The 23,728-nt window shown below is 67.5% G+C and carries 22 protein-coding genes, 2 tRNA genes and 2 pseudogenes; 15 read left to right on the forward strand and 11 right to left on the reverse strand.

Features of this window, described 5'->3' with window-relative positions; all coding sequences use genetic code 11:
• Positions 1 to 76: 76 nt before the first annotated feature.
• From LXX_RS04015 to LXX_RS04025, 3 genes are all read left to right on the forward strand, one after another.
• Positions 77 to 152 (forward strand) — tRNA-Ala (locus LXX_RS04015).
• Between the two features lie 211 nt (positions 153 to 363).
• The gene (locus LXX_RS04020) at positions 364 to 1,587 is read left to right on the forward strand and encodes an LCP family protein (protein ID WP_223227713.1); all 1,224 of its coding nucleotides are present in this window, start codon (positions 364 to 366) and stop codon (positions 1,585 to 1,587) included.
• A gap of 242 nt (positions 1,588 to 1,829) precedes the next feature.
• Positions 1,830 to 3,203 carry an MFS transporter gene (locus LXX_RS04025; protein WP_011185721.1) on the forward strand — a complete coding sequence of 458 codons (1,374 nt, stop codon included), beginning with the start codon at positions 1,830 to 1,832 and terminating at the stop codon, positions 3,201 to 3,203.
• On the opposite strand, the gene LXX_RS04030 is transcribed toward LXX_RS04025, so the two are convergent.
• Positions 3,185 to 4,024 carry a UbiA family prenyltransferase gene (locus LXX_RS04030; RefSeq protein ID WP_011185722.1) on the reverse strand — a complete coding sequence of 280 codons (840 nt, stop codon included), beginning with the start codon at positions 4,022 to 4,024 and terminating at the stop codon, positions 3,185 to 3,187. The two genes, LXX_RS04025 and LXX_RS04030, sit on opposite strands and share 19 nt — an antisense overlap.
• A 144-nt stretch (positions 4,025 to 4,168) precedes the next feature.
• Here LXX_RS04030 and LXX_RS04035 point away from each other — a divergent pair, with 144 nt between their 5' ends.
• Positions 4,169 to 4,720 (forward strand): YceI family protein, encoded by a 552-nt coding sequence (locus LXX_RS04035; protein ID WP_011185723.1) that lies wholly within the window; start codon positions 4,169 to 4,171, stop codon positions 4,718 to 4,720.
• A gap of 181 nt (positions 4,721 to 4,901) precedes the next feature.
• On the opposite strand, the gene LXX_RS04040 is transcribed toward LXX_RS04035, so the two are convergent.
• From LXX_RS04040 to LXX_RS04050, 3 genes are all read right to left on the reverse strand, one after another.
• Complete coding sequence (locus tag LXX_RS04040) at positions 4,902 to 5,738, reverse strand: DUF3097 domain-containing protein (protein WP_011185724.1); 837 nt, start codon at positions 5,736 to 5,738, stop codon at positions 4,902 to 4,904.
• 251 nt (positions 5,739 to 5,989) lie between these two features.
• Entirely contained in the window at positions 5,990 to 7,066 is a 1,077-nt protein-coding gene (locus LXX_RS04045) for a VIT1/CCC1 transporter family protein (RefSeq protein WP_011185725.1), read from the reverse strand.
• 272 nt (positions 7,067 to 7,338) lie between these two features.
• Positions 7,339 to 7,423, reverse strand: a tRNA-Leu gene (locus tag LXX_RS04050).
• A gap of 120 nt (positions 7,424 to 7,543) precedes the next feature.
• Between LXX_RS04050 and LXX_RS04055 the strand changes: the two are divergent.
• Positions 7,544 to 8,876, forward strand: a pseudogene (locus LXX_RS04055) (M20/M25/M40 family metallo-hydrolase).
• Positions 8,877 to 8,884: 8 nt separating this feature from the next.
• Positions 8,885 to 9,742 (forward strand): annotated as a pseudogene (locus tag LXX_RS04060) (undecaprenyl-diphosphate phosphatase).
• Between the two features lie 234 nt (positions 9,743 to 9,976).
• Here the strand turns inward: LXX_RS04060 and LXX_RS04065 are convergent.
• The gene (locus LXX_RS04065; protein WP_011185726.1) at positions 9,977 to 10,873 is read right to left on the reverse strand and encodes a PAC2 family protein; all 897 of its coding nucleotides are present in this window, start codon (positions 10,871 to 10,873) and stop codon (positions 9,977 to 9,979) included.
• A gap of 112 nt (positions 10,874 to 10,985) precedes the next feature.
• Here LXX_RS04065 and LXX_RS04070 point away from each other — a divergent pair, with 112 nt between their 5' ends.
• The 9 genes from LXX_RS04070 to lnt all read left to right on the forward strand — a co-directional run bounded on the left by LXX_RS04070 (position 10,986) and on the right by lnt (position 21,156).
• On the forward strand, positions 10,986 to 11,648 hold the full coding sequence (locus tag LXX_RS04070; RefSeq protein ID WP_041768200.1) for an HAD family hydrolase: 663 nt from the start codon (positions 10,986 to 10,988) through the stop codon (positions 11,646 to 11,648).
• On the forward strand, positions 11,645 to 12,664 hold the full coding sequence (locus LXX_RS04075) for a tRNA (adenine-N1)-methyltransferase (protein ID WP_011185728.1): 1,020 nt from the start codon (positions 11,645 to 11,647) through the stop codon (positions 12,662 to 12,664). The genes LXX_RS04070 and LXX_RS04075 overlap by 4 nt, the downstream gene beginning before the upstream one ends.
• Before the next feature lie 62 nt (positions 12,665 to 12,726).
• On the forward strand, positions 12,727 to 13,644 hold the full coding sequence (locus LXX_RS04080) for an FKBP-type peptidyl-prolyl cis-trans isomerase (RefSeq protein ID WP_011185729.1): 918 nt from the start codon (positions 12,727 to 12,729) through the stop codon (positions 13,642 to 13,644).
• 44 nt (positions 13,645 to 13,688) lie between these two features.
• Positions 13,689 to 14,717, forward strand: coding sequence for a helix-turn-helix transcriptional regulator (locus tag LXX_RS04085; protein ID WP_011185730.1), 1,029 nt, complete (start codon positions 13,689 to 13,691; stop codon positions 14,715 to 14,717).
• The gene (locus LXX_RS04090) at positions 14,710 to 15,684 is read left to right on the forward strand and encodes a helix-turn-helix transcriptional regulator (RefSeq protein WP_041767293.1); all 975 of its coding nucleotides are present in this window, start codon (positions 14,710 to 14,712) and stop codon (positions 15,682 to 15,684) included. The genes LXX_RS04085 and LXX_RS04090 overlap by 8 nt, the downstream gene beginning before the upstream one ends.
• Before the next feature lie 362 nt (positions 15,685 to 16,046).
• A complete protein-coding gene (gene tatA / locus LXX_RS04100) occupies positions 16,047 to 16,277 on the forward strand; it encodes a Sec-independent protein translocase subunit TatA (protein ID WP_011185732.1) in 231 nt (76 codons plus the stop codon).
• 43 nt (positions 16,278 to 16,320) lie between these two features.
• Positions 16,321 to 17,073 carry a twin-arginine translocase subunit TatC gene (tatC, locus tag LXX_RS04105; RefSeq protein ID WP_011185733.1) on the forward strand — a complete coding sequence of 251 codons (753 nt, stop codon included), beginning with the start codon at positions 16,321 to 16,323 and terminating at the stop codon, positions 17,071 to 17,073.
• Between the two features lie 56 nt (positions 17,074 to 17,129).
• Positions 17,130 to 19,565 (forward strand): DEAD/DEAH box helicase, encoded by a 2,436-nt coding sequence (locus tag LXX_RS04110; protein WP_011185734.1) that lies wholly within the window; start codon positions 17,130 to 17,132, stop codon positions 19,563 to 19,565.
• A gap of 37 nt (positions 19,566 to 19,602) precedes the next feature.
• Positions 19,603 to 21,156, forward strand: coding sequence for an apolipoprotein N-acyltransferase (gene lnt, locus LXX_RS04115; protein ID WP_041767297.1), 1,554 nt, complete (start codon positions 19,603 to 19,605; stop codon positions 21,154 to 21,156).
• Positions 21,157 to 21,180: 24 nt separating this feature from the next.
• On the opposite strand, the gene LXX_RS04120 is transcribed toward lnt, so the two are convergent.
• The 6 genes from LXX_RS04120 to LXX_RS15410 all read right to left on the reverse strand — a co-directional run bounded on the left by LXX_RS04120 (position 21,181) and on the right by LXX_RS15410 (position 23,641).
• Positions 21,181 to 21,552 carry an RNA polymerase-binding protein RbpA gene (locus LXX_RS04120; RefSeq protein ID WP_011185736.1) on the reverse strand — a complete coding sequence of 124 codons (372 nt, stop codon included), beginning with the start codon at positions 21,550 to 21,552 and terminating at the stop codon, positions 21,181 to 21,183.
• Positions 21,545 to 21,868 carry a hypothetical protein gene (locus LXX_RS16590; protein ID WP_370558463.1) on the reverse strand — a complete coding sequence of 108 codons (324 nt, stop codon included), beginning with the start codon at positions 21,866 to 21,868 and terminating at the stop codon, positions 21,545 to 21,547. The genes LXX_RS04120 and LXX_RS16590 overlap by 8 nt, the downstream gene beginning before the upstream one ends.
• Before the next feature lie 279 nt (positions 21,869 to 22,147).
• Positions 22,148 to 22,327, reverse strand: a complete 180-nt coding sequence (locus tag LXX_RS14835) for a hypothetical protein (RefSeq protein ID WP_050737846.1) — start codon at positions 22,325 to 22,327, stop codon at positions 22,148 to 22,150.
• Complete coding sequence (locus tag LXX_RS04130; RefSeq protein ID WP_041767299.1) at positions 22,324 to 23,139, reverse strand: SPFH domain-containing protein; 816 nt, start codon at positions 23,137 to 23,139, stop codon at positions 22,324 to 22,326. The genes LXX_RS14835 and LXX_RS04130 overlap by 4 nt, the downstream gene beginning before the upstream one ends.
• Positions 23,136 to 23,507 carry an NfeD family protein gene (locus LXX_RS04135; protein ID WP_223227715.1) on the reverse strand — a complete coding sequence of 124 codons (372 nt, stop codon included), beginning with the start codon at positions 23,505 to 23,507 and terminating at the stop codon, positions 23,136 to 23,138. Before LXX_RS04135 ends, LXX_RS04130 begins: the two co-directional genes overlap by 4 nt.
• Positions 23,414 to 23,641: an NfeD family protein gene (locus LXX_RS15410; protein ID WP_223227716.1), complete on the reverse strand. Its 228-nt coding sequence runs from the start codon at positions 23,639 to 23,641 to the stop codon at positions 23,414 to 23,416. The genes LXX_RS04135 and LXX_RS15410 overlap by 94 nt, the downstream gene beginning before the upstream one ends.
• Positions 23,642 to 23,728: the final 87 nt, after the last annotated feature.

Raw genomic sequence — 23,728 nt, forward strand, 5'->3', positions numbered from 1 at the left:
CACCGATTTTCGCCGGGCTGCCCGGGTGTAGTACGCTGAATGAGTTGTCCTGGGAAGCCAGGGAAACGTAAATCACGGGTCTGTGGCGCAGCTGGTAGCGCACCTGCATGGCATGCAGGGGGTCAGGGGTTCGAGTCCCCTCAGATCCACCATGATTTCCTGGTTTCTTCCGGGACGGGGGTTCGGCGTGTGAAATCCTTCTCAGCGTCAGTGCTCGTTTCGCCGGCACTTGAATGCCACGGTCGGTAGGATTCTGCCCAGCTCGACCTCGACGAGTGAATCCCCGTGAGGATATCCATGATCGATCTTCCGCACCGACATGTCCGCGTAACCCGCGGTCCGACTGTTGTTCGGCATGGGCGGTTGCCGCGCCGACGGACAGCGATCTCCGCACTGAAGCTGGTGTCCGGTGTGATCGTGGTCGCCCTCATCAGCACGACGTTCGTCTCCGCTTACGCGGTGTGGGATGTGTCGCGCTCGGTGAAGAAGGGCGTCCAGCTGTCTGCGCTCCCGGGGCACACGGCCGCGCCGCAGGACATCCCGGATGTTGGTGCCATCGACGGCGGCGTCAACCTGCTCCTCGTGGGCACGGACAGCCGGAGCGGACTCGGCGGCGTCTACAACAATCCCGCTGAGCAAGACGCGTCCACCGGCCAAGGGAACAACGATGTGACGATGCTTCTGCATATCGCCCAGGATCATAAGAGCATGATGGTCGTCAGTTTCCCGCGTGACCTGATGGTGTCCATACCGGAGTGCCCTGGGCTCAAAGGGGGTGGAACATCCGGTTCTTCCTTTGCGATGTTCAACACGGCCCTCTCACGCGGCGGGCTGCCGTGCGTGGTGCTGACGGTCGAGAAACTGACCGGTGTGCAGATCCCGTTCGCAGCGACGGTGAACTTCAACGGCGTCAGCGCCATGTCGAACGCCGTCGGTGGGGTGGAGGTCTGCCTGGCCACACCGGTGAGCGACGGCTACACGAACCCGCCGCTCCATCTGCCGGCGGGGAAGAACACGCTGGTCGGGGACCAGGCGCTCTCCTTCCTGCGCAGCCGCCACGGCGTCGGCGACGGCAGCGATCTCGGCCGCATCTCGAACCAGCAGGTCTTTCTCTCGGCGCTCGCACGCAAGATCGTGAGCGGCGGAGTTCTATCGAATCCTGTGCAGCTGTACACGCTCGCGAAGGCTGTCGTCGCGAATGTGACACCGTCGCAGACGCTGACGAACCCGATGACCCTGGTCCAGATCGCACTGGCGCTGAAGGACACCGGTCTTGAGAACATGGTGTTTCTGCAGTACCCGACGGTCGCCGATCCGGACAACGCGAATCGGGTGGTTCCGCAGAGTTCGGCCGCGAAGGCGGTCAATCAGGCCCTCGTGCAGGATCAACCGGTGAAGCTGACCGGGACGACCGGCCGTGGGGCGGAGGACCCGAATCCCACGCCCACGCCGGCTCCGGCTGCCACCGGGGCGGCGACGCAGCAACCGGCCACGTCGACGCCGACCGGCGGGGGGTCTGTCGAACTGCCCTCGAACGTCACTGGGCAGACCGCAGCACAGCAGACCTGCACGAGAGGCAACAACTGACACCGCCCGCCGGCGAGAGCCCAGACGTCACGGCGGGGACGGCGCGACCAGAAAGCCCCACCCACCACCAGCGCAGGAACGGCAGGACGGTGAGCCGTGCCACGCGTGCGGCCAGCACAGCATCGAGAAAGTTCCGAATCGCGGGAGCCACAGCGGCTTGCGGCGGCGCGCACCGAGCTGTTCAATGAGCCCATGCCCGCCGAAAAGCCGATCGGGAAGGGCGCCGGAAGACCTCGGCGGCCATGACACCGGTGCAGGTGCGGGTGCTTCTCGGCGCGATCTTCGCGAGTTTCGTGACTTTCCTCGACGGCGCGGTCATCACCGTGACGCTGCCCGCGATCGACCGGGAGTTCGGCGGCGGACTGCCTCTGCAGCAGTGGGTGGTGGACGCGTACCTCGTGACGCTGGGCTCCCTCATCCTCATCGCGGGCTCGCTCTCCGATGTGCTCGGCCGCAAGCGCGTGCTGTACATGGGCCTCATTGGATTCGGAGTCACCTCGCTGCTGTGCGCCTTCGCTCCGGACGGTGTCTTCCTGGTCGTCTCCCGGGCGTTGCAGGGCGTGGCGGGCGCGCTCCTCGTGCCGAGCCCGCTGGCGATCATCGTCTTCCGGTTCGACGGGCAGGCCCAGGCGAAGGCGATCGGGCGCTGGACGGCGTGGACGGGCATCGCCATGATCGCCGGTCCCGTCCTCGGCGGGGTGTTCGTGGACACTCTCTCCTGGCGGTGGGTGTTCGTGATCACTGTGATCCCGATCGCCGTGACGCTCATCCTGATGCCGACCCTCGGGGAGACTAGCCGGGGAACCGGGGTCCGGGTGGATGCGCTGGGTGCGGTTCTCGGCTCGGCCGGGCTGGCAGGGACCGTCTTCGCCCTCATCGTGCAGGGATCCTACGGCTCGGGGAGCCCGCGGGTGTGGGTTCCGTTCGTCGTCGGTGTGCTCGCGCTGGCCGGGTTCTTCATCGCCGAGACCCGGGCCAAGCAGCCGATGCTCCCGCTGGGACTGTTCGCGGTCCACAATTTCTGGGTGGGAAACCTGGCGACGGCCTTCGTGTACGGCGCTCTGTCGTTCGGGCCGCTGATGGTGACGCTGTATCTGCAGCAGACGGCCGGATTCTCGGCGACTGCGGCAGGCCTCGTCTTCATCCCCTCGACGGTGTGCATGCTGCTGCTCTCGGGATACTTCGGCAGCCTGGCGGGTCGGTACGGGCCGCGGTTCTTCATGGCTGCCGGGCCGCTGCTGGCCTCGACCGGTTTCCTGTGGCTCTTGCTGAGGGGAGACAGCGTCGCCTCTGGGCTGAACCTGCTGCTGGGCGTGCTGCTGTTCGGCGTCGGACTCTCGATGACGGTGGCGCCGCTCACGAGCGCCATCCTAGGCAGCGTCCACCCGGGGCAAGCGGGCATCGGCTCGGCGGTGAACAACGCGGTGGCGCGCATCGCGGGCCTGGTCGCGGTCGCGATGGCAGGGATCGTGATCGGACAGCGGCTAGACACCGCCGGGATGCAGCGTGCGATGATCGTGACCGCGGGACTCCTGATCGTGGGCGGCGTGGTGTCCGCAATCGGGGTTCGCAATCACGAGCCGGCGGCCGAGCCGATTCAGGCCACGACCGACTGACCGGCGAGGACCAGCATCCCGGCATCCACGACCGCGCACGTCATGATGAGCTGCATGAGCAGGCGGGTGGGGCTGCGCCGGAGGAGCAGCACGATGCCGGCGACGGCGGCGGCGAGGCCGAGGGCCAAGCCGGCGATGAGAAGCGGAGGGACAGGGAGGCCGGGGCCGAGAGCGATGAGCGCCGTCGCGGCGATCAGGCAGACGAAAGCGATGACGCCGCTCACGAGCGGGCCGATGCGGTGGGCGAAGCCCCGGATGCCGGTGCGGGCGTCGTCGGCCAGATCGGGGAGGACGTTCGTGAGGTGCGCGGCGACCCCGAGCAGAGCGCCGGCTGCGATGACCCACGATGCGGGCCACACGGGCGCTGCCCGGCCGAGTGCGGCGATGGCGGGGAGGAGCCCGAAGCTTACTGCGAACGGGAGGAAAGAAATGGCGCTGCGCTTGAGTCCGGCGTTGTAGCTCCAGCCGCCCGCGATCGCGATGGTGTGGACGAGGAGCGCGCCCGGTCCGAGCAGGGCGGTTGTGGCGAGCGCGAGCGCCAGGGCGGCGAACGCGGCCGTGCGGACGACCGGAATGGGGATGTCGCCGCGGGCGGCGGGTTTGTCGCGGCGTGCGACTTCGCGTTCGCGGGCGGCATCCATCCAGTCGTTCGACCAGCCGATCGAGAGCTGGCCGAGCAGGACGGCGAGAGCGAGCAGCGCCAGCCGCCCGGGAGGGTAGCCGAGTGCGAGTCCGAGCCCTGTGGCGACGACGGTGACGACGAGGCTGGGGCCGGGGTGGCTGGAAAGGAGCAGCGAGAGGGGAGCGCTCCGGGCCGGCATGGGCCCATCGTAAGCTTTCGGGCGCTGGGAGCGGGGTGGGGAGGCGCTTTTTTCGGGTTCTCTGGAATAGTCGTCCGGTGCCGGCCGTTGCATGGGCTTTGACAGCTGATCTTCAGCGATAGCTTCCGATCAAGGAGAAATTGAATGACCATCGAGATTCCGGGCTACAAGGTCGGCACCTGGACCATCGACCCTGCGCACAGCGAGGTCGGCTTCAGCATCCGTCACCTCATGATCAGCAAGGTGAAGGGCATCTTCGAAGAATTCGACGCCACCTTCGTCACAGCCGAGAATCCGCTCGAGTCGAGCGTCAGTGCCCAGGTCCGGGTCGCCAGCGTCAACACCAAGAACGCCGACCGCGACGCTCACCTCCGCACCGGCGACTTCTTCCTCGCCGAGGAGCATCCGACCATCGACTTCGTCTCCACCGGCGTGCGCCAGGAGGACGGCGAGTTCCTGGTCGATGGCGACCTGACCATCAAAGGTGTCACGAAACCGGTCACCTTCGAGTTCGACTTCGGCGGTTTCGTCCACGATCTGTACGGAAACGACAAAGCCGGAGCAACGGCCAAGACCACGATCAACCGCGAGGACTTCGGCCTCACCTACAACGCGGCGCTGGAGATGGGCGGCATGCTGCTCGGCGACGATGTGACGATCACGCTGGAATTCCAGGCGGTGCTGCAGAAGGGCTGAGCCGGCCCTCTCGGCAAGCGCCCCGGCCCCACTCCGAAAGAGGCTTAGGACCGGGGCGCTTGCCGATCCCCGCTCAGAACGGCGGAGAGGCGGCTACAGCCGCACCGAGAAGTCAGAAGCCGCAAAGCACGACTGGGACCGGGACGCCGTTCCTCCCCGGCTGCGGGGTGGTGGGGCAGGGCTAAGCGGGTTCGGTCACGAAGTCGATGAGGCGCTCCACTGGGCCGAGCAGGTCCGGTTCCAGGTCCGCATATGTCCGCACTCGGCCGAGGATGCGTTTCCACGCTCGTGCGATGTCGGCCTGGGTCGCGTGCGGCATCCCGAGCGTCTGGCAGATCCCCTGCTTCCACGGGATCGAGCGCGGGACGCTCGGCCACGCCGTCAGTCCCATCCGCTCGGGCTTCACCGCCTGCCAGATGTCGATGTACGGATGCCCGGCGATCAGGACGTGCTCGCCGTGCTGCCCCCGCGCGACCTGCTCGGCGATCCGGCTCTCCTTCGATCCGGGAACGAGGTGGTCGACCAGCACGCCGATCCGCCGGCTGCGACCCGGCGCGAAATCGCGCACGATCGCATCCAGATCGTCCACACCGTCCAGATGCTCCACCACGACGCCTTCGACGCGCAGATCGTCGCCCCAGACGCGCTCCACCAGTTCGGCATCGTGCCGGCCCTCGACGAAGATCCGGGAGGCGCGCGCCACCCGAGCCTTCGCCTCACCGGCCGGAAACGACCCGGACGCGGTTCGCGCTCGTCCGCCCGCCGCGCGCTTCGGCGCGACCAGCCGCACCGGCGCTCCGTCGATCAGAAAGGAGCCCCTGAGAGGGAAGACCCGTCTCTTCCCGAAGTAGTCCTCCAGTTCGACCGTCTGTGCTTCGAGCCGGGTGATCGCACCGCAGAAGCCGCTGGCGGCCTCCTCCACGACGAGGTCGCGCACAGCCTCCGCTTCGGGGACGGGCCGGCGCCCGGCCTTCCGCCAGTCGCCAGCGAGCACATCGGTTCCGTAGCGGTCGTCCATCACATGAGGAGGCTAGGGGATGCCGTGGGAGCGGTGGCCGAGGCGCACCGTCGTGCGCCCGACGTGGAACCCCACCTAATCGCCCGCCCGCTCGTTCTCGCAACGCTGGTCGGCGTCACGCGGGCAGCTCGGTGGCGGCGGGTCCCTCCTCAGGGTGCCGATTCCGAGCTTTGCGCTCGAACCGAAAGCCGTGCGCCATGCGCGCTCCCACGCATCCGGACGGAGTGCGTGACAGCGCAGCGGTCACCCGGTCACCCGGTCGCGCCGAAGAGCAGACCGAGAAAGTAGGTCGCGGCGGCGGCGCCGAACCCGATGCCGAGCTGGCGCAGCGCGCCCTTCCACGGGGATCCGCCCGAAAGCAGCCCAACGATCGCGCCGGTCCCGAGCAGCACCAGCCCGACGAGCGCCGAGGCGACGATGACGGCGGTCGTCCCGGTGAGTCCGAAGAGGTAGGGCAGGATCGGGATGAGCGCACCCGACGCGAAGAAGCAGAAACTCGACAGCGCCGCGTTCCAGCCGGTGCCGATCTCCTCGTGCTCCTCGTCCCTCACACCCGGGCCTGGCAGGGGGGAGGAATGAGCGCCGAGGGTGCTGAGCACCTGGTGCGCGTGCGCGGTCGCCTCCTCCGGTGACATCCCACGAGCCCGGTAGACGAGTGTGAGTTCGTTCGCATCCACATCCAGGTCCGGCAGCGCAGAACGGGTCGCCGGATTGGGGGTGGACGCCTCCAGCAGTTCCCGCTGCGAGCGCACCGAAACATACTCGCCGGCGCCCATCGACAGCGCCCCCGCGAGTAGCCCCGATACACCGGTGAGGAGCACGATCTCTGTGGCGACGCCGCTCGCGCTCACGCCGAGCACGAATGCGAGATTGCTGACGAGTCCGTCGTTCGCTCCGAACACCGCCGCGCGGAATGTCCCCGACAGTCGCTGCCGTCCGCGAGCGGCGAGCGCGCGCACGACTTCCTCGTGTACTTGTTCGTCGGCCACCATCTGCGCGGTGGCGTCTGCGTCCGTCGCATACGGTGAGCGCGCCTCCGCCCGCTGGGCGAGCGCGAGCACGAAGACGGAACCGAACCGACGGGCGAGGACGCTCAGCGCCCGGGTCCGGATGTCACCGCGCAGAGCCCGCCCGGCCTGGTCGCCGAGCAGGTCAAGCCAGTGCTGCTCGTGGCGGCCCTCGGCTTCGGCTAGCGCGAGCAGGATCTCGCGCTCCTTGCCCTCGCGGCGTCCTGCCAGATCGCGGTAGACGGCGGCTTCCGCACGCTCGTTGGCCAGATAGCGCCGCCAGCGCTTGATGTCGGAGGGGGTGTGGGACGTGGTGACCATCAGTGTGCAAGCCTAGGCGATGGGCGAGCGCGGGGTGGTCCGTGCTGTTTACGACGCAAGATGGGAATCACACGGCACCGGCCCCGAATTCACACTAGGACGAAGCATCTCCCGCCCAATTCCTGCCTCTGCCGATCCGTGTTGCCACCAGCGCCGCTCAGCGACGGCGGGAACGCCGAAGGCCCGCGATCCGAACGATTTCCGTTCCGAACACGGACCTTCGAGGTCATCCGCACAAAGGATTTCACGTCATCTATACAAACGAGAACCGGTGTCCGAGGGGGGACTTGAACCCCCACGCCCTATACGGGCACTAGCACCTCAAGCTAGCGCGTCTGCCATTTCCGCCACCCGGACGAGGTGTACATAGCCGCCGATCTTTCCGGCTGCCGAAGAAAGACATTAGCACGAATGCGAACGACGGCTTCATTCCGTCGTGCAACCCGGGCGTGGCGGGGGTCCCGGTAGCGTTGCCGTATGACCGATGCTCTGTCCGACGCCACCACACCCCCTGAGCTCGACGACACCGCGATCATCGCGCGGGACCTGATCCGTTTCGACACCACCAATTACGGAGAGGGGACATCCAACGGCGAGATCGCCGCCGCGGAGTACGTCGAGGCGCGGTTGAGCGCGCTCGGGCTCGCGCCGAAGCTGTTCGACTCGGAGCCCGGCCGCACGAGCGGCGTCGCCCGGGTCGAGGGCAGGAACCCCGGCAAGCCTGCGCTGGTGGTCCACGGCCACCTCGACGTCGTCCCCGCCGACCCGCGCACCTGGACGGTCGACCCGTTCGGGGGCGAGATCAAAGAGGGAATGCTCTGGGGGCGCGGGGCCGTCGATATGAAGAACATGGATGATGGATGCGATGATCCTGACCGCGGTCGGGGACATCCTGAGCACAGGGGAGCGGCCGGAACGCGACCTCGTCCTGGCCTTCTTCGCCGATGAGGAAGACGGCGGACGGCGCGGCTCTCACTTTCTGGTGGACAGCCACCCCGAGCTGTTCGCCGGAGCCACCGAGGCGATCAGCGAGGTCGGTGGCTACTCGATCGACCTCGACGGCCGCCGTGCCTACCTGCTGCAGACGGGAGAGAAATCCCTGGTCTGGATCAAGCTCATCGCCCGGGGTCCCGCCGCACACGGCTCCCGCCTCATCCGGGACAATGCGATCACCCGCCTCGGGGAGGCTGTCGTCGCGATCGGCCGTCGCGAATGGCCGCTCCAGCTCACGGCGACCACCACCCGGCTGGTCGCGGAGCTGGGTCGCCTCCTGAACGTCGACCCCCAGCGGATCGGCCCCGACGAGGTCGTGCTGCGCACCGGTACGGCGGCGGGCTTCATCCTGGCCACCCTGCGCGCGACGAGCAACCCGTCGCTGCTGAAGGCGGGCTACAAGCACAACGTCATCCCGGACACCGCGGAGGCGCTGATCGACATCCGCACCCTCCCCGGCGACGAAGACCGCGTGCTCGCCGAGATCCGCGATCTGATCGGCGACGAAGTGGAGATCCAGGTCCTGCACCGCGACATCGGGCTGGAAGCGGACTTCGGCGGTGAACTGGTCGAAGCGATCGCCGCGACGCTCGAACGCCACGACCCCGGTGCGCCCGTGCTCCCGTACCTCCTCTCCGGCGGCACGGACAACAAAGCGCTCAGCAAGCTCGGGATCACCGGGTACGGCTTCGCGCCGCTGCGACTCCCCAAGGAGCTCGACTTCCCCGCAATGTTCCACGGTGTCGACGAACGTGTCCCCCTTGAGGCGTTAGTGTTCGGGAGAACCGTCCTGCGCGACCTGTTGCGTAGCTACTGAAAGGATGCATGGATTTCCTCAACGCCCTCATCCTGGGCCTCGTCCAGGGACTCACCGAGTTTCTGCCCATCTCCTCGAGCACACACATCCGCATCATCGGTGAGCTGCTGGGCACGGGCGTGGACCCCGGCGCCCGCTTCACCGCGATCATCCAGCTCGGCACGGAGGCGGCCGTGCTGCTGTACTTCTGGCGCGACATCGCGCGGATCGTCTCACGCTGGGTCCGATCGCTGTCCGGCAGCGTGCCGCGCAGCGATCCGGACGCCCGGATGGGCTGGCTGGTCATCCTGGGCAGCGTTCCGATCGTTGTCCTCGGCCTGGTATTCCAGAACGCCATCGAGACCACTTTCCGCTCGCTCTGGATCGTCGCCGTCACGCTCATCGTCTTCGGCATCCTGCTGGGCGTCGCTGATTGGGTGGGCGCGAAGACACGCCGCCTCCGCGAGCTGACCTCGGGGAACGGCATCGTCTTCGGCTTCGCGCAGGCGCTCATCCCGGGTGTGTCCCGTTCCGGCGGAACCATCACCGCCGGGCTGTTCATGGGGTACCAGCGTCGCGCCGCCGCTCGGTACTCCTTCCTGCTCGCCATCCCCGCAGTTTTCGGCAGCGGCTTGTACCAGCTCTACAAGGCGTTCAAGTAGCCCTGCGCCGAAGCGCTCGCGAAGGCCGGACACTGCACCCCCGAAGTCTTCGGACCGGTCGAGACCGCTGCGGCGACCGTGGTCGCTTTCGTGGTCGGCCTCCTGGTGATCGCCTTCTTCATGGGCTATATCTCCCGCCGCAGCTTCCTGCCGTTCGTCGTCTACCGCATCGCCCTCGGTGCGCTGCTGATCATCCTGCTGAGCACCGGCGTCCTCGCACCCTGACCTTCTTTCTCCGGAGCCCTGGCCTCCTCCCGGCGCTCCTGCTCCGGTCGCCCCGCCGCAACCCCAGACATCTCCTCTTTTCTTGCGCCATCGCCGGAAAGGGAAGGGAAGTCGGGCGACTCTCTCCAGAAAGTCAGGAAAGGAGGAGTTTCCGGCATGTGGGCGCGACTCCTCGGCCTCAGGGGAGGCCGAGCGGGGGGAACAGAGGACGGCGGACGCAGAGAGGGGGTGACGTCAGCCACGGCGGGGGTCATCGCCGGCGCGGCCGTCGCGGCGGCGGAGGTAGCGCTCGAACTCCTGGGCGATCGCCTCGCCGCTGGCCTCAGGGGAGTCCACGGTGTCGCGTGCCTGCTCCAGCTGCTGGATGTACGTAGCCATCTCGTCGTCGTCCAGAGCCAGCGCGTCGATCCCGGCTTCCCAGGCCGTGGCCTCCTCCACCAGCGAGCCACGCGGGATGGTGACATTCACCAGCTCTTCGAGCTTGTCGATCAGTGCGAGCACCGCCTTCGGGCTGGGCGCATTGTGGACATAGTGCGGAACCGACGCCCAGATGGAGATGGTCGGAATGCCCACGTCCTCCGCCCCTTCGGCGAGCGCGCTCAGGATACCGACCGGCCCCTCGTACGAAGAGCGTTCGATGCCGAGCTCCGCACGGACGGCCGCGTTCTCGCTCGAAGCGAAGATGGAGATGGGGCGGGTGTGCGGTACGTCCGCCAGCATCGCACCGAGGAAGACGATGGCGCCGATGTCGGAGGCCAGGGCCGCATCCATGATCTCCGCGGTGAAGCTGCGCCAGCTGCGCGACGGCTCGGTGCCGAGGAGAAGGAAGATATTGCCCGCGTTGGCGCCGGTGGCGTCCAGGCGCGCATCGCCGGTGTCGCCGGGGCGAGCTGGGCCCAGGATCTCCGCGGACGGCCAGATGAGGCGCCGGCGGCCGTCGTCGTCCGCGACGACCGGCCGGTTGAACTGGAAGTCGAAGTACAGCTCGGGATCGACCTCGGCGACCGGGACGACATCCAGCTGGTCCTTGAGCGTCTTGACGGCCCCGCTGGCGGCCTCGCCAGCGTCGTTCCACCCTTCGAAGGCCACCACGAGGATGCGCCCTCCGAGGATGCTGTTCGCGTCAGTCACGGGGCGTTCTGGTCCTTTCATCCGGCGACCGGTCAGGACGCCGTCCCTCAAGAATAGGCCCGGGGCCGCCGGGATAGACTTGTCAGCCGTGACCGAACTGACTCCGCACGCGATGCCGGCCGCCGTCTTCTGGGATATGGACGGCACGCTCGTCGACACCGAACCCTACTGGATGGATGCGGAGCGCGAGCTGGTGGCCTCGTTCGGCGGCGTCTGGACCCACGACGATGCCCTCCTCATGGTCGGTCTCGGGCTCTGGAACTCGGCCGAGATTCTCCGCAGCCGCGGCGTCCACATGGAGGCGGATGCGATCGTCGCTTGGCTGACCGGTCGGGTCCGCGAGCGTCTCGCGGACGATGGTGTGCCGTGGCGTCCGGGAGCCCGCGAACTCCTCGCGAGCCTGCGCGAGCGGCATGTTCCGACGGCCCTCGTGACCATGTCACTGCGCAGCATGGCGGAGCAGATCGTCGATCGCATCCCGTTCGCCGCGTTCGACGCCATCGTCAGCGGCGACGAGGTGGACGAGCCGAAGCCGCATCCCGAGCCGTACCTGCGGGCAGCGCGGCTGCTGGGCGTGGAGGTGCGCGAAGCCGTGGCCATCGAGGATTCGCTGGTCGGCCTCGCCTCCGCGGTCGCCTCGGGCGCCGTCGCGATCGGCGTGCCCCACATCGTGCCCTTGCCCGAGTCGGAGGAGCACACGCTGTGGCCGACCCTCGACGGCCGCTCGGCCGAGGATGTCGCCGCGGTCGCCGCGGCCAGGAGGGCGGCCCTGTGACCGGCGTCAGGCCCGAGCGCGCCCCGCGCAGCTCCGGACCGTTCCGCGCGGGTGACCGTGTGCAGCTCACCGGTCCCAAAGGCCGGATGAACACGATCACCCTCGTCCCAGGCGCGCTGTTCCACAGCCACCGCGGCGTGCTCGAGCACGACGTCGTGATCGGCCAGCACGACGGTTCGGTGGTCGTCAACAATGCGGGCGTCGAGCATCTCGCGCTCCGTCCGCTGCTGAACGACTTCGTGATGTCCATGCCCCGTGGCGCGGCCATCGTCTATCCGAAGGACGCCGCGCAGATCCTCGCTCTCGCCGACATCTTCCCCGGCGCCACGGTCGTGGAAGCGGGCGTGGGCTCCGGCGCCCTCTCGCTGTGGCTGCTGCGCGCGATCGGACCGGAGGGCAGGCTGCTTTCGTTCGAGCGCCGCGAGGAGTTCGCGGAGGTCGCGCGCGACAACGCGGCTTCCTTCCTCGGCCGCGATCCGGAGAACTGGACCGTCGCTGTCGGCGACGTGCAGGAAGCCCTGCCCGCCGCTGTCGAGCCCGGTTCCGTCGACCGCGTGGTGCTGGACATGCTCGCGCCCTGGGAGACGCTGGAGGCGGTGTCCGCCGCGCTCAAACCTGGCGGTGTCGTCCTCTGCTACATCGCGACCGTGACCCAGCTCTCGCGCGTGGCCGAGGCGATCCGGTCGACCGGCCACTACGCACATCCCCAGTCCAGCGAGACGATGGTTCGTGGCTGGCATGTCGAAGGGCTGGCCGTCCGCCCCGACCACCGCATGATCGCGCACACCGGTTTCCTTCTCACCGCCCGCCGGCTGGCGCCGGGCACAGTGCTTCCCGAGCTGAAGCGACGTCTCTCCAAGAGCGACTACTCGGACGCGGATGTCGAGGCCTGGACGCCCGGAGCGCTGGGCGAGCGCCAGTCCAGCCCGAAGAGCCTCCGCAAGCGGATGCGCGAGGCGGCGGCGAGTGCCGGCCTCGCCCGCGACCGGGACGGGGACGCTCCGGGCGTCGACTAACATGAGGGAGGCCGTCGCGAAAGCAGCGACCGCTCACCACCGATCGGATCGAAAGAGGACCCGTGCGCAGAGCAACCGCACTCGGAAGAACGTCCGCCGTCGTCCTGGCCGCCGCCGTCGTGGCCGCCGCGCTCAGCGGATGCTCCTCGGACCGCAACGCCGATTGTGGCACCGAGCTGACCGCAGGCAAGGCCTCCGGTCTGGTGTCGGCTACCGGCGCGTTCGGCAGCCAGCCGACGGTGACGGCGCCGTCCCCGATCTATACCACCGCCTCGCAGCGCAGCGTCCTCACCGCCGGCAGCGGAGACCGCGTCCACAAGGGCGACTCGATCGAGCTGACCTACACTGTGGTCAACGGCAGCACAGGCCAGGTCGCCGGGCAGAGCCGCGGCAAACAGTGGTTCCCGCTCGGCTCCGACCCGATCAGCAAGGGTTTGCAGTGCGCGGCCGTCGGCTCTCGCGTCGCGATCGTGCTGTCGCCCTCGGACGCCGGCGCGCAGGACAACAGCACCTCGCCGATCTACGTGATCGACATCGTCAAGTCCTACCCCTCGGCCGCGAACGGCGCGGTACGTCCGGCCGCTTCGGGTTTCCCGACCGTGGTGCTCGCGCCGACCGGCCAGCCCGGCATCACCATCCCCTCGTCGGGCTCCGCGCCCCAGAGCGTGCGCAGCGAACTGCTCAAGGCCGGTGACGGCGCGACCGTCAAGAAGGACAGCGAGATCGTCCTGAACTACACGGCCGTCGGCTGGGAGAACAAGAACATCGTCACCAGCTCGTGGGCCACCGGGGCTCCGGACCTCGCGAGTCTGGCGACCGGCCAGAGCACCATCCAGAGCCGGAACCAGAGCGTGCTCCCGCAGAGCATGCTGAAGGAACTGGTCGGCCAGAAGACCGGCTCGCAGCTGGTCATCGAAACGCCCGAGTCGGGCGGCTTCCCGGCTTCGGCCTGGGTCGTGGACATCCTCGGCATCCGCTGACCCGCCTCGGCTGCCCGGACTCGTCGGCGGACTAGAATGAGCGGGTGCCTCGATCCTCGTCCTCGCCCCCGCGTGTCCCGGTCGAGGAACGTCTGTTCAGCCTCGTGCTGGCGCTGCTCGCGACTGAGAACGGGCTGACCAAAAGCGAGATCTTGTCCACGGTCCAGGGCTACCGCCAGCGTTTCGACGCCCGCGGCGGCAACGCTTCCCTGGAGCGCCAGTTCGAGCGCGACAAAGATGACATCCGGGAGCTCGGCGTGCCCTTGGAGACGGTGGAGTCGCCCGAGGCGGCCGGCAACAACCAGTTGCTGCGCTACCGCATCCCGAAGGGCGCCTACGACCTGCCTCAGGATGTCGTGTTCTCGCCCGAGGAGATCACCCTGCTTGGCCTCGCGGCCACGGTCTGGCGCGAGGGCTCGCTCTCCGGCGAGTCCCGGCGTGCGCTCCTGAAGCTGCGTTCCCTCGGGGTGGAGGCGGACGATCCGGTCGTCGGCTACGCGCCCCGTCTGCGCGCCCGGGAGAGCGCGTTCGAGCCGCTTGGTCAGGCGCTCGAGCGGCATGTCCTCGTCCAGTTCCCCTACCTGAAGCCCGGCGAGAGCGCGTCCCGGGTGCGCACTGTCGCTCCGCTCGCTCTGGTTCAGCACCAGGGGCGCTGGCATATGCGTGGCATGGATCAGGAGGCTGGGGAGGCGCGCACTTTCCTCCTCTCCCGGATCGTGGGCCCGGTCAAGCTGACCGCGCTCGGGTTCCGGCAGGAGGAGCGCGACTTCGCCGCTCAGGCGCTTGCGGAGCTGGATGCGATCTGGGCGGCCAATGTCGCGGAGATCGAGGTCACAGCCGGCACGGACGCGGCGACCCGTCTGGGCAAACGTTCCGGTGATGCGGTCCCGATCGCAGGTGACGGGGAAGCGCTCCGGCTCGCGGTCAACTTCTCCGACATCAACATTCTCGCCGATCAGCTCGCGAGCTTCGGCCCAGAGGTGCTCGTGATAGCCCCTGAGGAGCTGCGTGAGAAGGTGCTCGGACGGCTGCGCACGACAGCGGCGGCGCACGAGGGGAGCGTGCATGGCTGAGCGGAGGCGCCCGATGCAGGCACAGGACAAATTGGCCTTCCTGCTCGCACTCGTGCCCTACCTGATGGACAGGGACAGGGTGAGCGTCGCCGAGGCAGCTCAGCACTTCGGCGTCGATCAGGAGAGTGTGCGCGACGCCGTCCGGCTCATCGCGGTCTCTGGCATCCCGGGGGAGACCACCGCCTATCAGCCGGGTGACCTGTTCGACATCGCCTGGGACGATTTCGAGGACAACGACCAGATCGTCCTCACCCACCAGGTCGCGATCGACGACTCGCCGCGCTTCTCCTCCCGGGAGGCCGCCGCGCTCATCGCAGGCCTCCAGTACCTCACGGCCCTGCCCGAGAACGCCGACCGCGATGTCGTTGGCTCGCTCATGGCTAAGCTAGCCCGAGGAGCCTCCGCGGCCCCCAGTCAGGTGGCCGTCGCCCGGTCGGAGTCGGACGAGGCTCTGGCGACCATCCGGGATGCCGTGGTCGCCGGCGCCCAGCTCCAGTTCGCCTACCGGAATTCGCGCGGCGAACGGGAGCGGCGCCGTGTCGATCCGCTGCGCGTCGAATCCATCGACCAGGACTGGTATCTGCGCGGCTGGGACCATCTTCGGACCGCGATCCGCACGTTCCGCCTCGACCGCATCGACGACCTCGTTGTCACCGATGAGCCGATCGCGTACCGGCCGGGCGATGTCACGCTCCCGGAGAGTCTGTTCGAGGGCGCCCCGGATGACTTACTGGTCACGATCGAGGTCTCCGCCTCCGCTGTGCCCCTGATCGAGGACTACATCCCCAAGAACGCGTTTCGCGAGGAGCGCGACGGGCGGCTGCGCACGAGTATGCGCGTCGCCCACTTCCACGGCCTCAAGCGGCTGGTCGCGGGCCTCTCCGGTGTGCTCACCGTTCTCGATCCGCCCGAGGCGCGTCGTGTCGTCGCGGAATGGGGCCGTGCGGGCGCTCGCCGATACCGGTAAAATGGGTACATGGTTTGGTGGTCGTGGCTCTTGATCTGGACCGTACTTGTGTTCGGTCTCCTCGGGATGCTCGCGTTCTTCGCCTGGTGGCTGTTCCGCAAGCTCATGGCAGCCGCCTCCGAGGCGGCGGCTCTCCTCGACAGCACTGAAATACTGACACGACGCGCGCAGGAGGTGCGGGAGGGCCCCTTTCACCCTGCTGTGCTCCTGGACGCCACGCAGCTTCGCGATCGGCGTACGCAAGCGCTCGCGGACCGCGCCTTTGTTCGGCAAGCTCGCAGGGATTCCCGAGTTAGGCGAGGTAAACTCCTGGTTAACGCGGACCCGTTTCGTCAAACCCACCTCACCCAAAGGACCTGATCATGCTCGGTGGCCTCACCGGATGGCATCTGCTCATCATTCTCGCAGTCATCCTGCTCTTGTTCGGCGCGCCGAAGCTTCCCGCTCTGGCCAAGAGCGTCGGGCAGTCCATGCGGATCTTCAAGGGCGAAGTCAACGAGATGAAGAAGGACGGCGATAAGGACAAGGGCGAAGGCGGCAGCACCGCCCCGGCGACCGACACAGGCGCCTCGTCCGAGCAGAACTCCAAGTAACGCCGTGGCCTCGAAGAAACGAGGCAAGAACAGCGAAGGCAGGATGTCGCTTGCCGAGCACTTCATCGAGCTTCGCAAACGCCTCTTCCGCTCGGCGATCGCTCTGTTCGCCGGAGCCATCATCGGCTGGTTTCTCGCCTCACCTGTCATGAACGCGATGCGTGGACCTGTCACCGACATCGCCGCGCAGCAGGGCCGTGAGGCCATGCTCAACTATGACAGCATCACGGGGGCGTTCGACCTCAAGATGCAGATGGCGATCACCATCGGCGCCATCATCTCGAGTCCCGTGTGGCTCTGGCAGATCTGGGCCTTCTTCGTCCCCGCGCTGACGCGCCGGGAGCTGAAGTACGCCTTCGGGTTCTTCTTCACCGCTGTGCCGCTGTTCATCGCGGGAGGTTTCGTCGGCTGGTTGCTGGTGCCGCACATCGTGAGCCTGCTGACAAGTTTCGCCCCCGAGCAGGACTCAGCGATCATCGGCGCCAAGACCTACTTCGACTTCATCATGAAGCTGGTTATCGCCGTCGGGGTCGCGTTCGTGCTTCCCGTGTTCTTGGTGCTGCTCAACTTCGTGGGGGTGCTGAGCGCCAAAACGATCATCGCGTCGTGGCGCTGGGCGATGATCGCGATCGTCCTCTTCACAGCAATCGCGACGCCCGCGGCCGATGTGCTTTCGATGTTCCTGCTGGCGATCCCGATGGTCGTCCTCTACTTCGGGGCTTACGGGGTGTCGTGGCTGCACGATCGCCGGGCCGTCAAAGCTGCCGAGCGGCTGGAAGCTAACCTCCCCGTCTAGGGAGACCGGCCGTTGGGGGCGGCTGTGAGCGCTGGGGGAGAGCATAGGCTGGTGCGGTGACCGATCAGCAGCAGCTCTCCCCGGCCGAGCGCTTCGCCGCTTCGCACCAGCGTGCCCGGCAGCCCCTGCTCGAGACGTTCCTGACGGGGCTGGGCTTCGACCTCGATCCGTTCCAGCGGGAGGCATGTACGTGCCTGGAGAACGGCCGGAGCGTGCTCGTGGCCGCGCCCACCGGCGCGGGCAAGACGATCGTCGCGGAGTTCGCCGTGTTCCTCGCCATGCGCCAGGCGAACGCGAAGGTGTTCTACACCACTCCAATGAAAGCCCTGAGCAACCAGAAGTTCCAGGAGTTCCAGGACACTTACGGTCCCGAGTCGGTCGGTCTGCTCACCGGCGACACGAACATCAACTCGCATGCCCGGATCGTCGTTATGACGACCGAGGTGCTGCGCAACATGCTGTACGCGGACTCCGATCTGCTCGGCGATCTGGCGTACGTGGTCATGGACGAGGTGCATTACCTCGCCGACCGGTTCCGCGGCGCTGTGTGGGAAGAGGTCATCATCCATCTCCCCCCGGCGGTGCGGATGGTGTCGCTCAGCGCGACGGTGTCCAACGCGGAGGAGTTCGGCGACTGGCTGCAGGCGGTCCGCGGCGACACCGATGTCGTCGTCTCCGAGGAGCGTCCGGTGCCGCTGGAACAGCACATCCTGATGCGCTCCAAGCTGATCGACCTGTTCGACTCGTCGGGGCTGGCGGCGGCCAACCGAGTGAACCCGGAGCTCGTTCAGATGGCACGCTCCGGGGGCCGCGTGCTCAGCAGCCGGCAGCGGCGGGATATCGGACGGTATCATTCGCGAGGCGGACGGCCGGACTCGTTCCGGATGAATCGCGCCGAGATCGTGCGGCTGCTGGACGAGCACAACCTGCTTCCCGCCATCTTCTTCCTCTTCAGCCGCAACGGTTGCGACGCCGCCGTACGGCAGACTCTGCGGGCTGGTGTCCGGCTGACCGAACAGCGCGAGCGCGACGATATTCGCTCGATCGTGGAGGAGCGCTGCCGGACGCTGATGGACGAGGACCTCGCCGTGCTCGGCTACTGGGAGTGGCTGGAAGGGCTGGAGCACGGTGTCGCCGCCCACCACGCCGGGATGCTGCCGGCCTTCAAAGAGGTCGTGGAAGAGCTGTTCCGGCGCAAGCTCGTCAAGGTCGTCTTCGCGACGGAGACGCTGGCGCTCGGCATCAACATGCCGGCGCGGACCGTCGTTCTCGAAAAGCTGGAGAAGTTCAACGGCGAGTCCCGCGTTCCGATCACACCAGGGGAGTACACGCAGCTGACCGGGCGCGCCGGGCGTCGCGGCATCGACGTAGAAGGGAACTCGGTCATCCAATGGGAGGACGGCCTTGATCCGCAGTCGGTCGCATCGCTCGCCTCGCGGCGCAGTTACCCCCTGAACTCCAGCTTCCGGCCGACGTACAACATGGCGGTCAATCTGATCGACCAGTTCGGCCGACAGCGCACGCGCGAGATCCTGGAGTCGTCGTTTGCGCAGTTCCAGGCCGACCGCGCGGTGGTCGATCTTGCGCGCAAGGTCCGGCAGCAGGAGGAGTCGCTCGCCGGCTACGAGAAAGCGATGACCTGCCACCTGGGCGATTTCCGCGAGTACTCCGGTGTCCGCCGCGAGCTCACCGATCTGGAACGCAAGGGCCAGCGCCTCGACAGCGCCTCGCGCGCTGATCGGGACCGCCGTCAGCGACAGCTGACCGAACTGCGGAAGCGGATGCGCGAGCACCCCTGCCACCGGTGCTCCGACCGTGAACAGCACGCCCGGTGGGCCGAGCGCTGGTGGAAGCTGAAACGCGAGACCGACCTGCTCAGCGCGCAGATCCAGTCCCGCACCGGCGCCGTCGCGAAGGTCTTCGACCGAGTCTCGGATGTCCTGGATGAGCTCGGCTACCTTGTCGTGGAAGACGGCGTGACGAAGCTGACGGTCCACGGCCGCACCCTGAAGCGTATCTATGGGGAGCGCGACCTGCTCGTCGCCGAGTGCCTGCGCCGTGGCACCTGGAAGGAGCTGGACGCTCCGAGTCTCGCCGCGATGGCCTGCGCCCTCGTCTTCGAGCCCCGCCGCGACGACGGGCTGGGGCACGACCGGGCACTGCCGCGGGGGGCTTTCCTTCCCGCGCTCGACAAGACGACCGACCTGTGGGCGCGCCTGGACGATCGGGAGCGGGAGAACCGCCTGCCCGGCAGCGAGCCGCCTTCCACCGCTCTGGCGCTCGCGATGCACCAGTGGGCTCGGGGCTCGGGGCTGGACGCCGTGCTCCGCGAGGCGGATATGGCCGCGGGCGACTTCGTCCGCTGGACGAAACAGACCATCGATCTGCTCGATCAGCTCTCGCTGGTCGCTCAGGGGAACCTGGGGCGCACCGCACGGCAGGCACTGGAGGCCATCCGCCGCGGCATCGTGGCGTACTCCTCCGTTGCCTGAACGACGCACCGAGCGCGATGCCTTAGGCTCTCGACTCGTGACCCGATCGCCTCGCGCTCCACTCCCGCTCTGGCTCGCGATACTCCTCGCCGCCACTGCGGGACCAGTGCTGGACGCGGGTTTCCCCGATCGCGACTGGTGGCCGCTCACCTTCGCCGGCATCGCGATGGCGCTGCTCGCGCTGCCCGGCCGTCGCGCCGGTTCGGCGTTCCTCATCGGCTGGCTGACGGGGGAGACGTTCTATCTGGTCCATGTCTCCTGGAGCGCTCTCTACCTCGGTCCGGTTCCCTGGGTTGCGCTCTCCACGCTGGAAGCGCTGTTATGGGGAGTCGGCGGCATCCTGATCGCGCTCGCCCTCCGCTGGGTTCCGCGCGCTTTCCCGACGCGGTGGGGACGGCTGGGCCTCGTGCCGGTGGTCGTCTCGGGTCTCTGGGTCCTGCGCGAGTACGCGACCGGGAACTGGCCTTATGGTGGCTTCTCCTGGGGGCGTGTCGCCGAGTCGCAGTCGGAGAGCCCTCTCGCGCCGCTTGTCGCCTGGCTCGGCATCTCGGGCCTCGGATTCGCGATGGTGTGGCTGGTGGCATTACTGATCGAGCTCAGGTTCGCAGCGGAGGTGCGCCGTGTCCAGCGCGCGGCTCTGGCCGGCACCGCCGTCGCCCTCGTGCTCGCCATTCCGGCCTGGCCGATGCCCACGCACGGAACCATCCGCATCGCCGCAGTCCAGGGCAACGGCCCCGCGGGCTACTTCGACACCGCGCCGGCCGGCGCCGTGCTGGCCACACAGATCGAGGAGACTCAGCGGATCTCCCCCGCCGAGCGTGTCGATCTGGTCGTCTGGCCCGAGGGCTCCGCACTGCCCGACCCGACCCGGGACCCGGATGCGGCCACCGTTCTCGACGCACTGAGCCGTCGTTACGGCGCGCCGTTCCTCGTCGGCACCATCACGGACCGCGACGGCGAGTACTTCAACTCGTCGCTCAAGTGGGAGGCGGGAAAAGGAGCCGTCGACCACTACGACAAGAAGCATCCGATTCCGTTCGGCGAGTACGTCCCCGATCGGGCGTTCTGGAGGCTGTTCGCGCCCTCGCTCATCGAACTCATCGCCCGCGACTACACACCGGGCACACGGGCCAATACCATCGACATCGACGGTGTGCGCGTCGGCGTTTCGATCTGCTTCGACATTGTCGACGACCAGTTGCTGACCGATATGATGCGGGACGGTGCGCAGGTCATCCTGGCTCAGAGCAACAACGCGGATTTCGGCCAGACCGACGAGAACCAGCAACAGCTGGCCATCGCCCGGCTCCGAGCCATCGAGTCCGGCCGGTCGCTCGTGAATATCTCGACCGTCGGCAGCAGCCAGATCATCGGCCCGGATGGGCGCACGATCAGCGAGATTCCGCCGTTCACAGCCGGGCACATGGTGGCGGATGTGCCGCTGGGGACCACGACGACGCCCGCGGCACTGCTGAGCAGGGGGATCGAGTTCCTCGCGGCGGGGCTCGGGCTGTTCGGGCTTCTGGTGGCGTTCGGCGGCCGGAACAACACGGCGCCGGAGGCGAGGAGGCCGCTCCCGCCGATGCGGTGAGAGCGGCCTCCGGGAACCCCGGCGTCAGGCGCTGTGCTTGTGCTCCCCGGTGCCACGGCGGGAGCGCAGGTAGTGCAGGCGCTCCTCCAGCAGCTCCTCCAGCTCGGCGCGCGTGCGGCGCTCCAAGAGCATGTCCCAGTGGCTGCGGGGGACTTTGACATCCGCGTGGTCGATCTCGACGGGCTTGTCGTCGACCAGGCGCAGAGCCTCGTGGCCGCAGTGACGGCACTCCCAGGCGTCGGGGGCTTCGGCCTCGGCCGCGAACACGACCTCGGTCTCTTTGCCGCAAGACGGGCACTGGTAGGTGTAACGGGACCGCGGAGAGTAAACGACGCCTGCTTCGCTCTGGAGGCTTTGGGCGCCAAGTCTCATTCCGCGCAGACTGCGATCAGCCATGGGGTGGTCTCCTCTTCGCGCGAATCTTCACATTTATAAACCACCAAGCTGGGTGTTCTCTTTCCGTGGCGGAGATCCTCTCAATGAAGTCACAGCCGCCCCGGTGGCTCAGTGGCGGGATTCGCGCCTCGGCCAAAGACGTGAGGACATCGCAGCGGTCGGTGACGATTCCGTCGAATCCTCGCTCCAGTAAGCGGGGCGTGGCCTCGCGCCCGTTCACTGTCCAGACGAAAAACTCAGCGACAATAGCCCGAATGACGCTGATTTTTTGCTGAGTGAGGATCTTCGAAGAGCTCTGGCGTTCGGGGACTTGCACTGCGGTGAATCCGCGCGGTGCGCGCGGCAGAAGCGGCCGGAGCCCGGGTTTCGCGCCAGGGTGGGGACGGACTCACGGACGGAGGGGGAGGACGCCACTTGCGAAAAGCACGTCCACGGTGGCGCGGATCGCTGCGGCGGCGGGAAGGGCCGTGCGTTCGTCTTTGACATCGATGGTGAAACGCACCTTGCGGAGCGCCGCGAACGACTGGCCGGGGCACAGCGGCGGAGTCCCATTCCTGTGAGCTGCTCGACCCGCACCGAACGGCCCTCGCCCCCCTCAGGCCGGGTCGTGGCTGATCACTGCGACACCGTTCGCGCAGGTGTGGACGTCGCTCTCCCGGTGGGTCGCTCCCGTGTTCACCGTGTGGAGGAAGGCAAGCAGCGTGTTCCTGGTCGCTTCGAGTGCGGGGCCGCAGCGCGCGATGATGCGCGGTCGCGGCCCCGCGAGGAACGTCACGGGACGGGCGTTTCCGGGGGTGTCGCCGCTCCCGTGGAGACCTCGCCTCCCGGCTTCGGTGCGAACGCCGTCCCGATGCCTTTGAGGGCCTCGGTGAGTTCGCTGGGGATGATCCACAGCTTGTTCGCTTGACCCTCGGCGAGCTTCGGAAGCGTCTGCAGGTACTGGTAAGCCAGCAGGTTGTCCGGGTTGCCTTCGTGGATGGCCCCGAACACGGTTTCGATGGCCTTCGCCTCGCCCTCGGCGCGCATCTGCTTCTCCATCGAGTCCTGGATGGACAGCGGCGGCTCGATCGCTTTCAGCTCCACGCGCGCAACGCGGATTCCCCATTTCCCGGTGGCCTCGTCGAGCATGACACGCAGCTGGCCGTTGATGTTGTCCCGGCTGGTCAGAGCCTCTTCCAGATTGAGGCCGCCCACCACGTTGCGCAGCGTGGTGGTCGTAAGCTTCTCGACCGCGCCGAGATAGTTGGCGATCTCGTAGGTTGCCGCTCGTGCGTCATTCACCTGGAAGTAGACGACGGTGTCGATCGAGACGACGAGGTTGTCCTCGGTGATGACCGGCTGTGGCGGGAACGAGACGACCTGCTCGCGCATGTCGATCAGCGGACGCACTTTGTCGATGAACGGAACGACCACGTTGAGGCCCGGGGTGAGCGTCTTGTGGTATCGGCCCAGCCTCTCCACCACACCCGCCCTCGCCTGCGGGATGATGCGGATCGCGCGGAAAAGCGTGACCAGCACGAAGATCGTGATCACCACCACGATGACCGATATCACGACAGTCACAGCGAGTCCGGTGGTGTTTGTCACGGCGCGCTCCTTTCGGTGAGGTCGTCGGCTCCCGCCGACGCCGGTGCGGGCGCGACCACGGCGGTGGCGCCCTCGATTCTGACGACCACGACGCGCTCGCCGGGTACGAGGCCGGGCGCCTCGGGACGAACAGCCTCAGCGCCGAGCAGTGCCGTCCATATCTCGCCGACTGCAAGTCGGACCTGGCCGGCGGTGGCCGAGACCGTCGAGACGACTGTGGCCCCCATGCCGATGAGCGCCTCCACGTTGCTCTTGGCCGGGTCGCCGCCACGCTTCAGACGGTGCAGCAGCGGTGGGCGCAGGAAAAAATCAGCAGCACTGAGATCGTGGCCGTGACGATCAGCTGCAACAACCAGGGCGCGCCGCACAGACCGGAGACGAGCCCGCCGAGGCTGCCGATGGCGATCATGAGGAACACGAAGTCCAGTGTCAGCATTTCGATGATGATGAAGATGAGGATCAGAACGAGCCAGGCGATCCAAGCGAAGGATGCGATGTCCACAGCGACCCCTTTCTTTCGTTATGACGCTATCAGTTTCCGGCTCGGCCGATCCGAGCCCGCTTGGTAGTCTCGGGAGCAGTCCTTAAA

The organism is Leifsonia xyli subsp. xyli str. CTCB07 (assembly GCF_000007665.1).
Classification (GTDB): Bacteria; Actinomycetota; Actinomycetes; order Actinomycetales; family Microbacteriaceae; genus Leifsonia; species Leifsonia xyli_C.

Coding starts and splice junctions, on each gene's coding strand:
- LXX_RS04025 (WP_011185721.1), top strand. CDS start 1,830: ATGACACCGGTGCAGGTGCGGGTGCTTCTCGGCGCGATCTTCGCGAGT.
- LXX_RS04030 (WP_011185722.1), bottom strand. CDS start 4,024: ATGCCGGCCCGGAGCGCTCCCCTCTCGCTGCTCCTTTCCAGCCACCCC.
- LXX_RS04035 (WP_011185723.1), top strand. CDS start 4,169: ATGACCATCGAGATTCCGGGCTACAAGGTCGGCACCTGGACCATCGAC.
- LXX_RS04040 (WP_011185724.1), bottom strand. CDS start 5,738: ATGGACGACCGCTACGGAACCGATGTGCTCGCTGGCGACTGGCGGAAG.
- LXX_RS04045 (WP_011185725.1), bottom strand. CDS start 7,066: ATGGTCACCACGTCCCACACCCCCTCCGACATCAAGCGCTGGCGGCGC.
- LXX_RS04070 (WP_041768200.1), top strand. CDS start 10,986: ATGCCGGCCGCCGTCTTCTGGGATATGGACGGCACGCTCGTCGACACC.
- LXX_RS04090 (WP_041767293.1), top strand. CDS start 14,710: ATGGCTGAGCGGAGGCGCCCGATGCAGGCACAGGACAAATTGGCCTTC.
- tatA (WP_011185732.1), top strand. CDS start 16,047: ATGCTCGGTGGCCTCACCGGATGGCATCTGCTCATCATTCTCGCAGTC.
- tatC (WP_011185733.1), top strand. CDS start 16,321: ATGTCGCTTGCCGAGCACTTCATCGAGCTTCGCAAACGCCTCTTCCGC.
- LXX_RS04120 (WP_011185736.1), bottom strand. CDS start 21,552: ATGGCTGATCGCAGTCTGCGCGGAATGAGACTTGGCGCCCAAAGCCTC.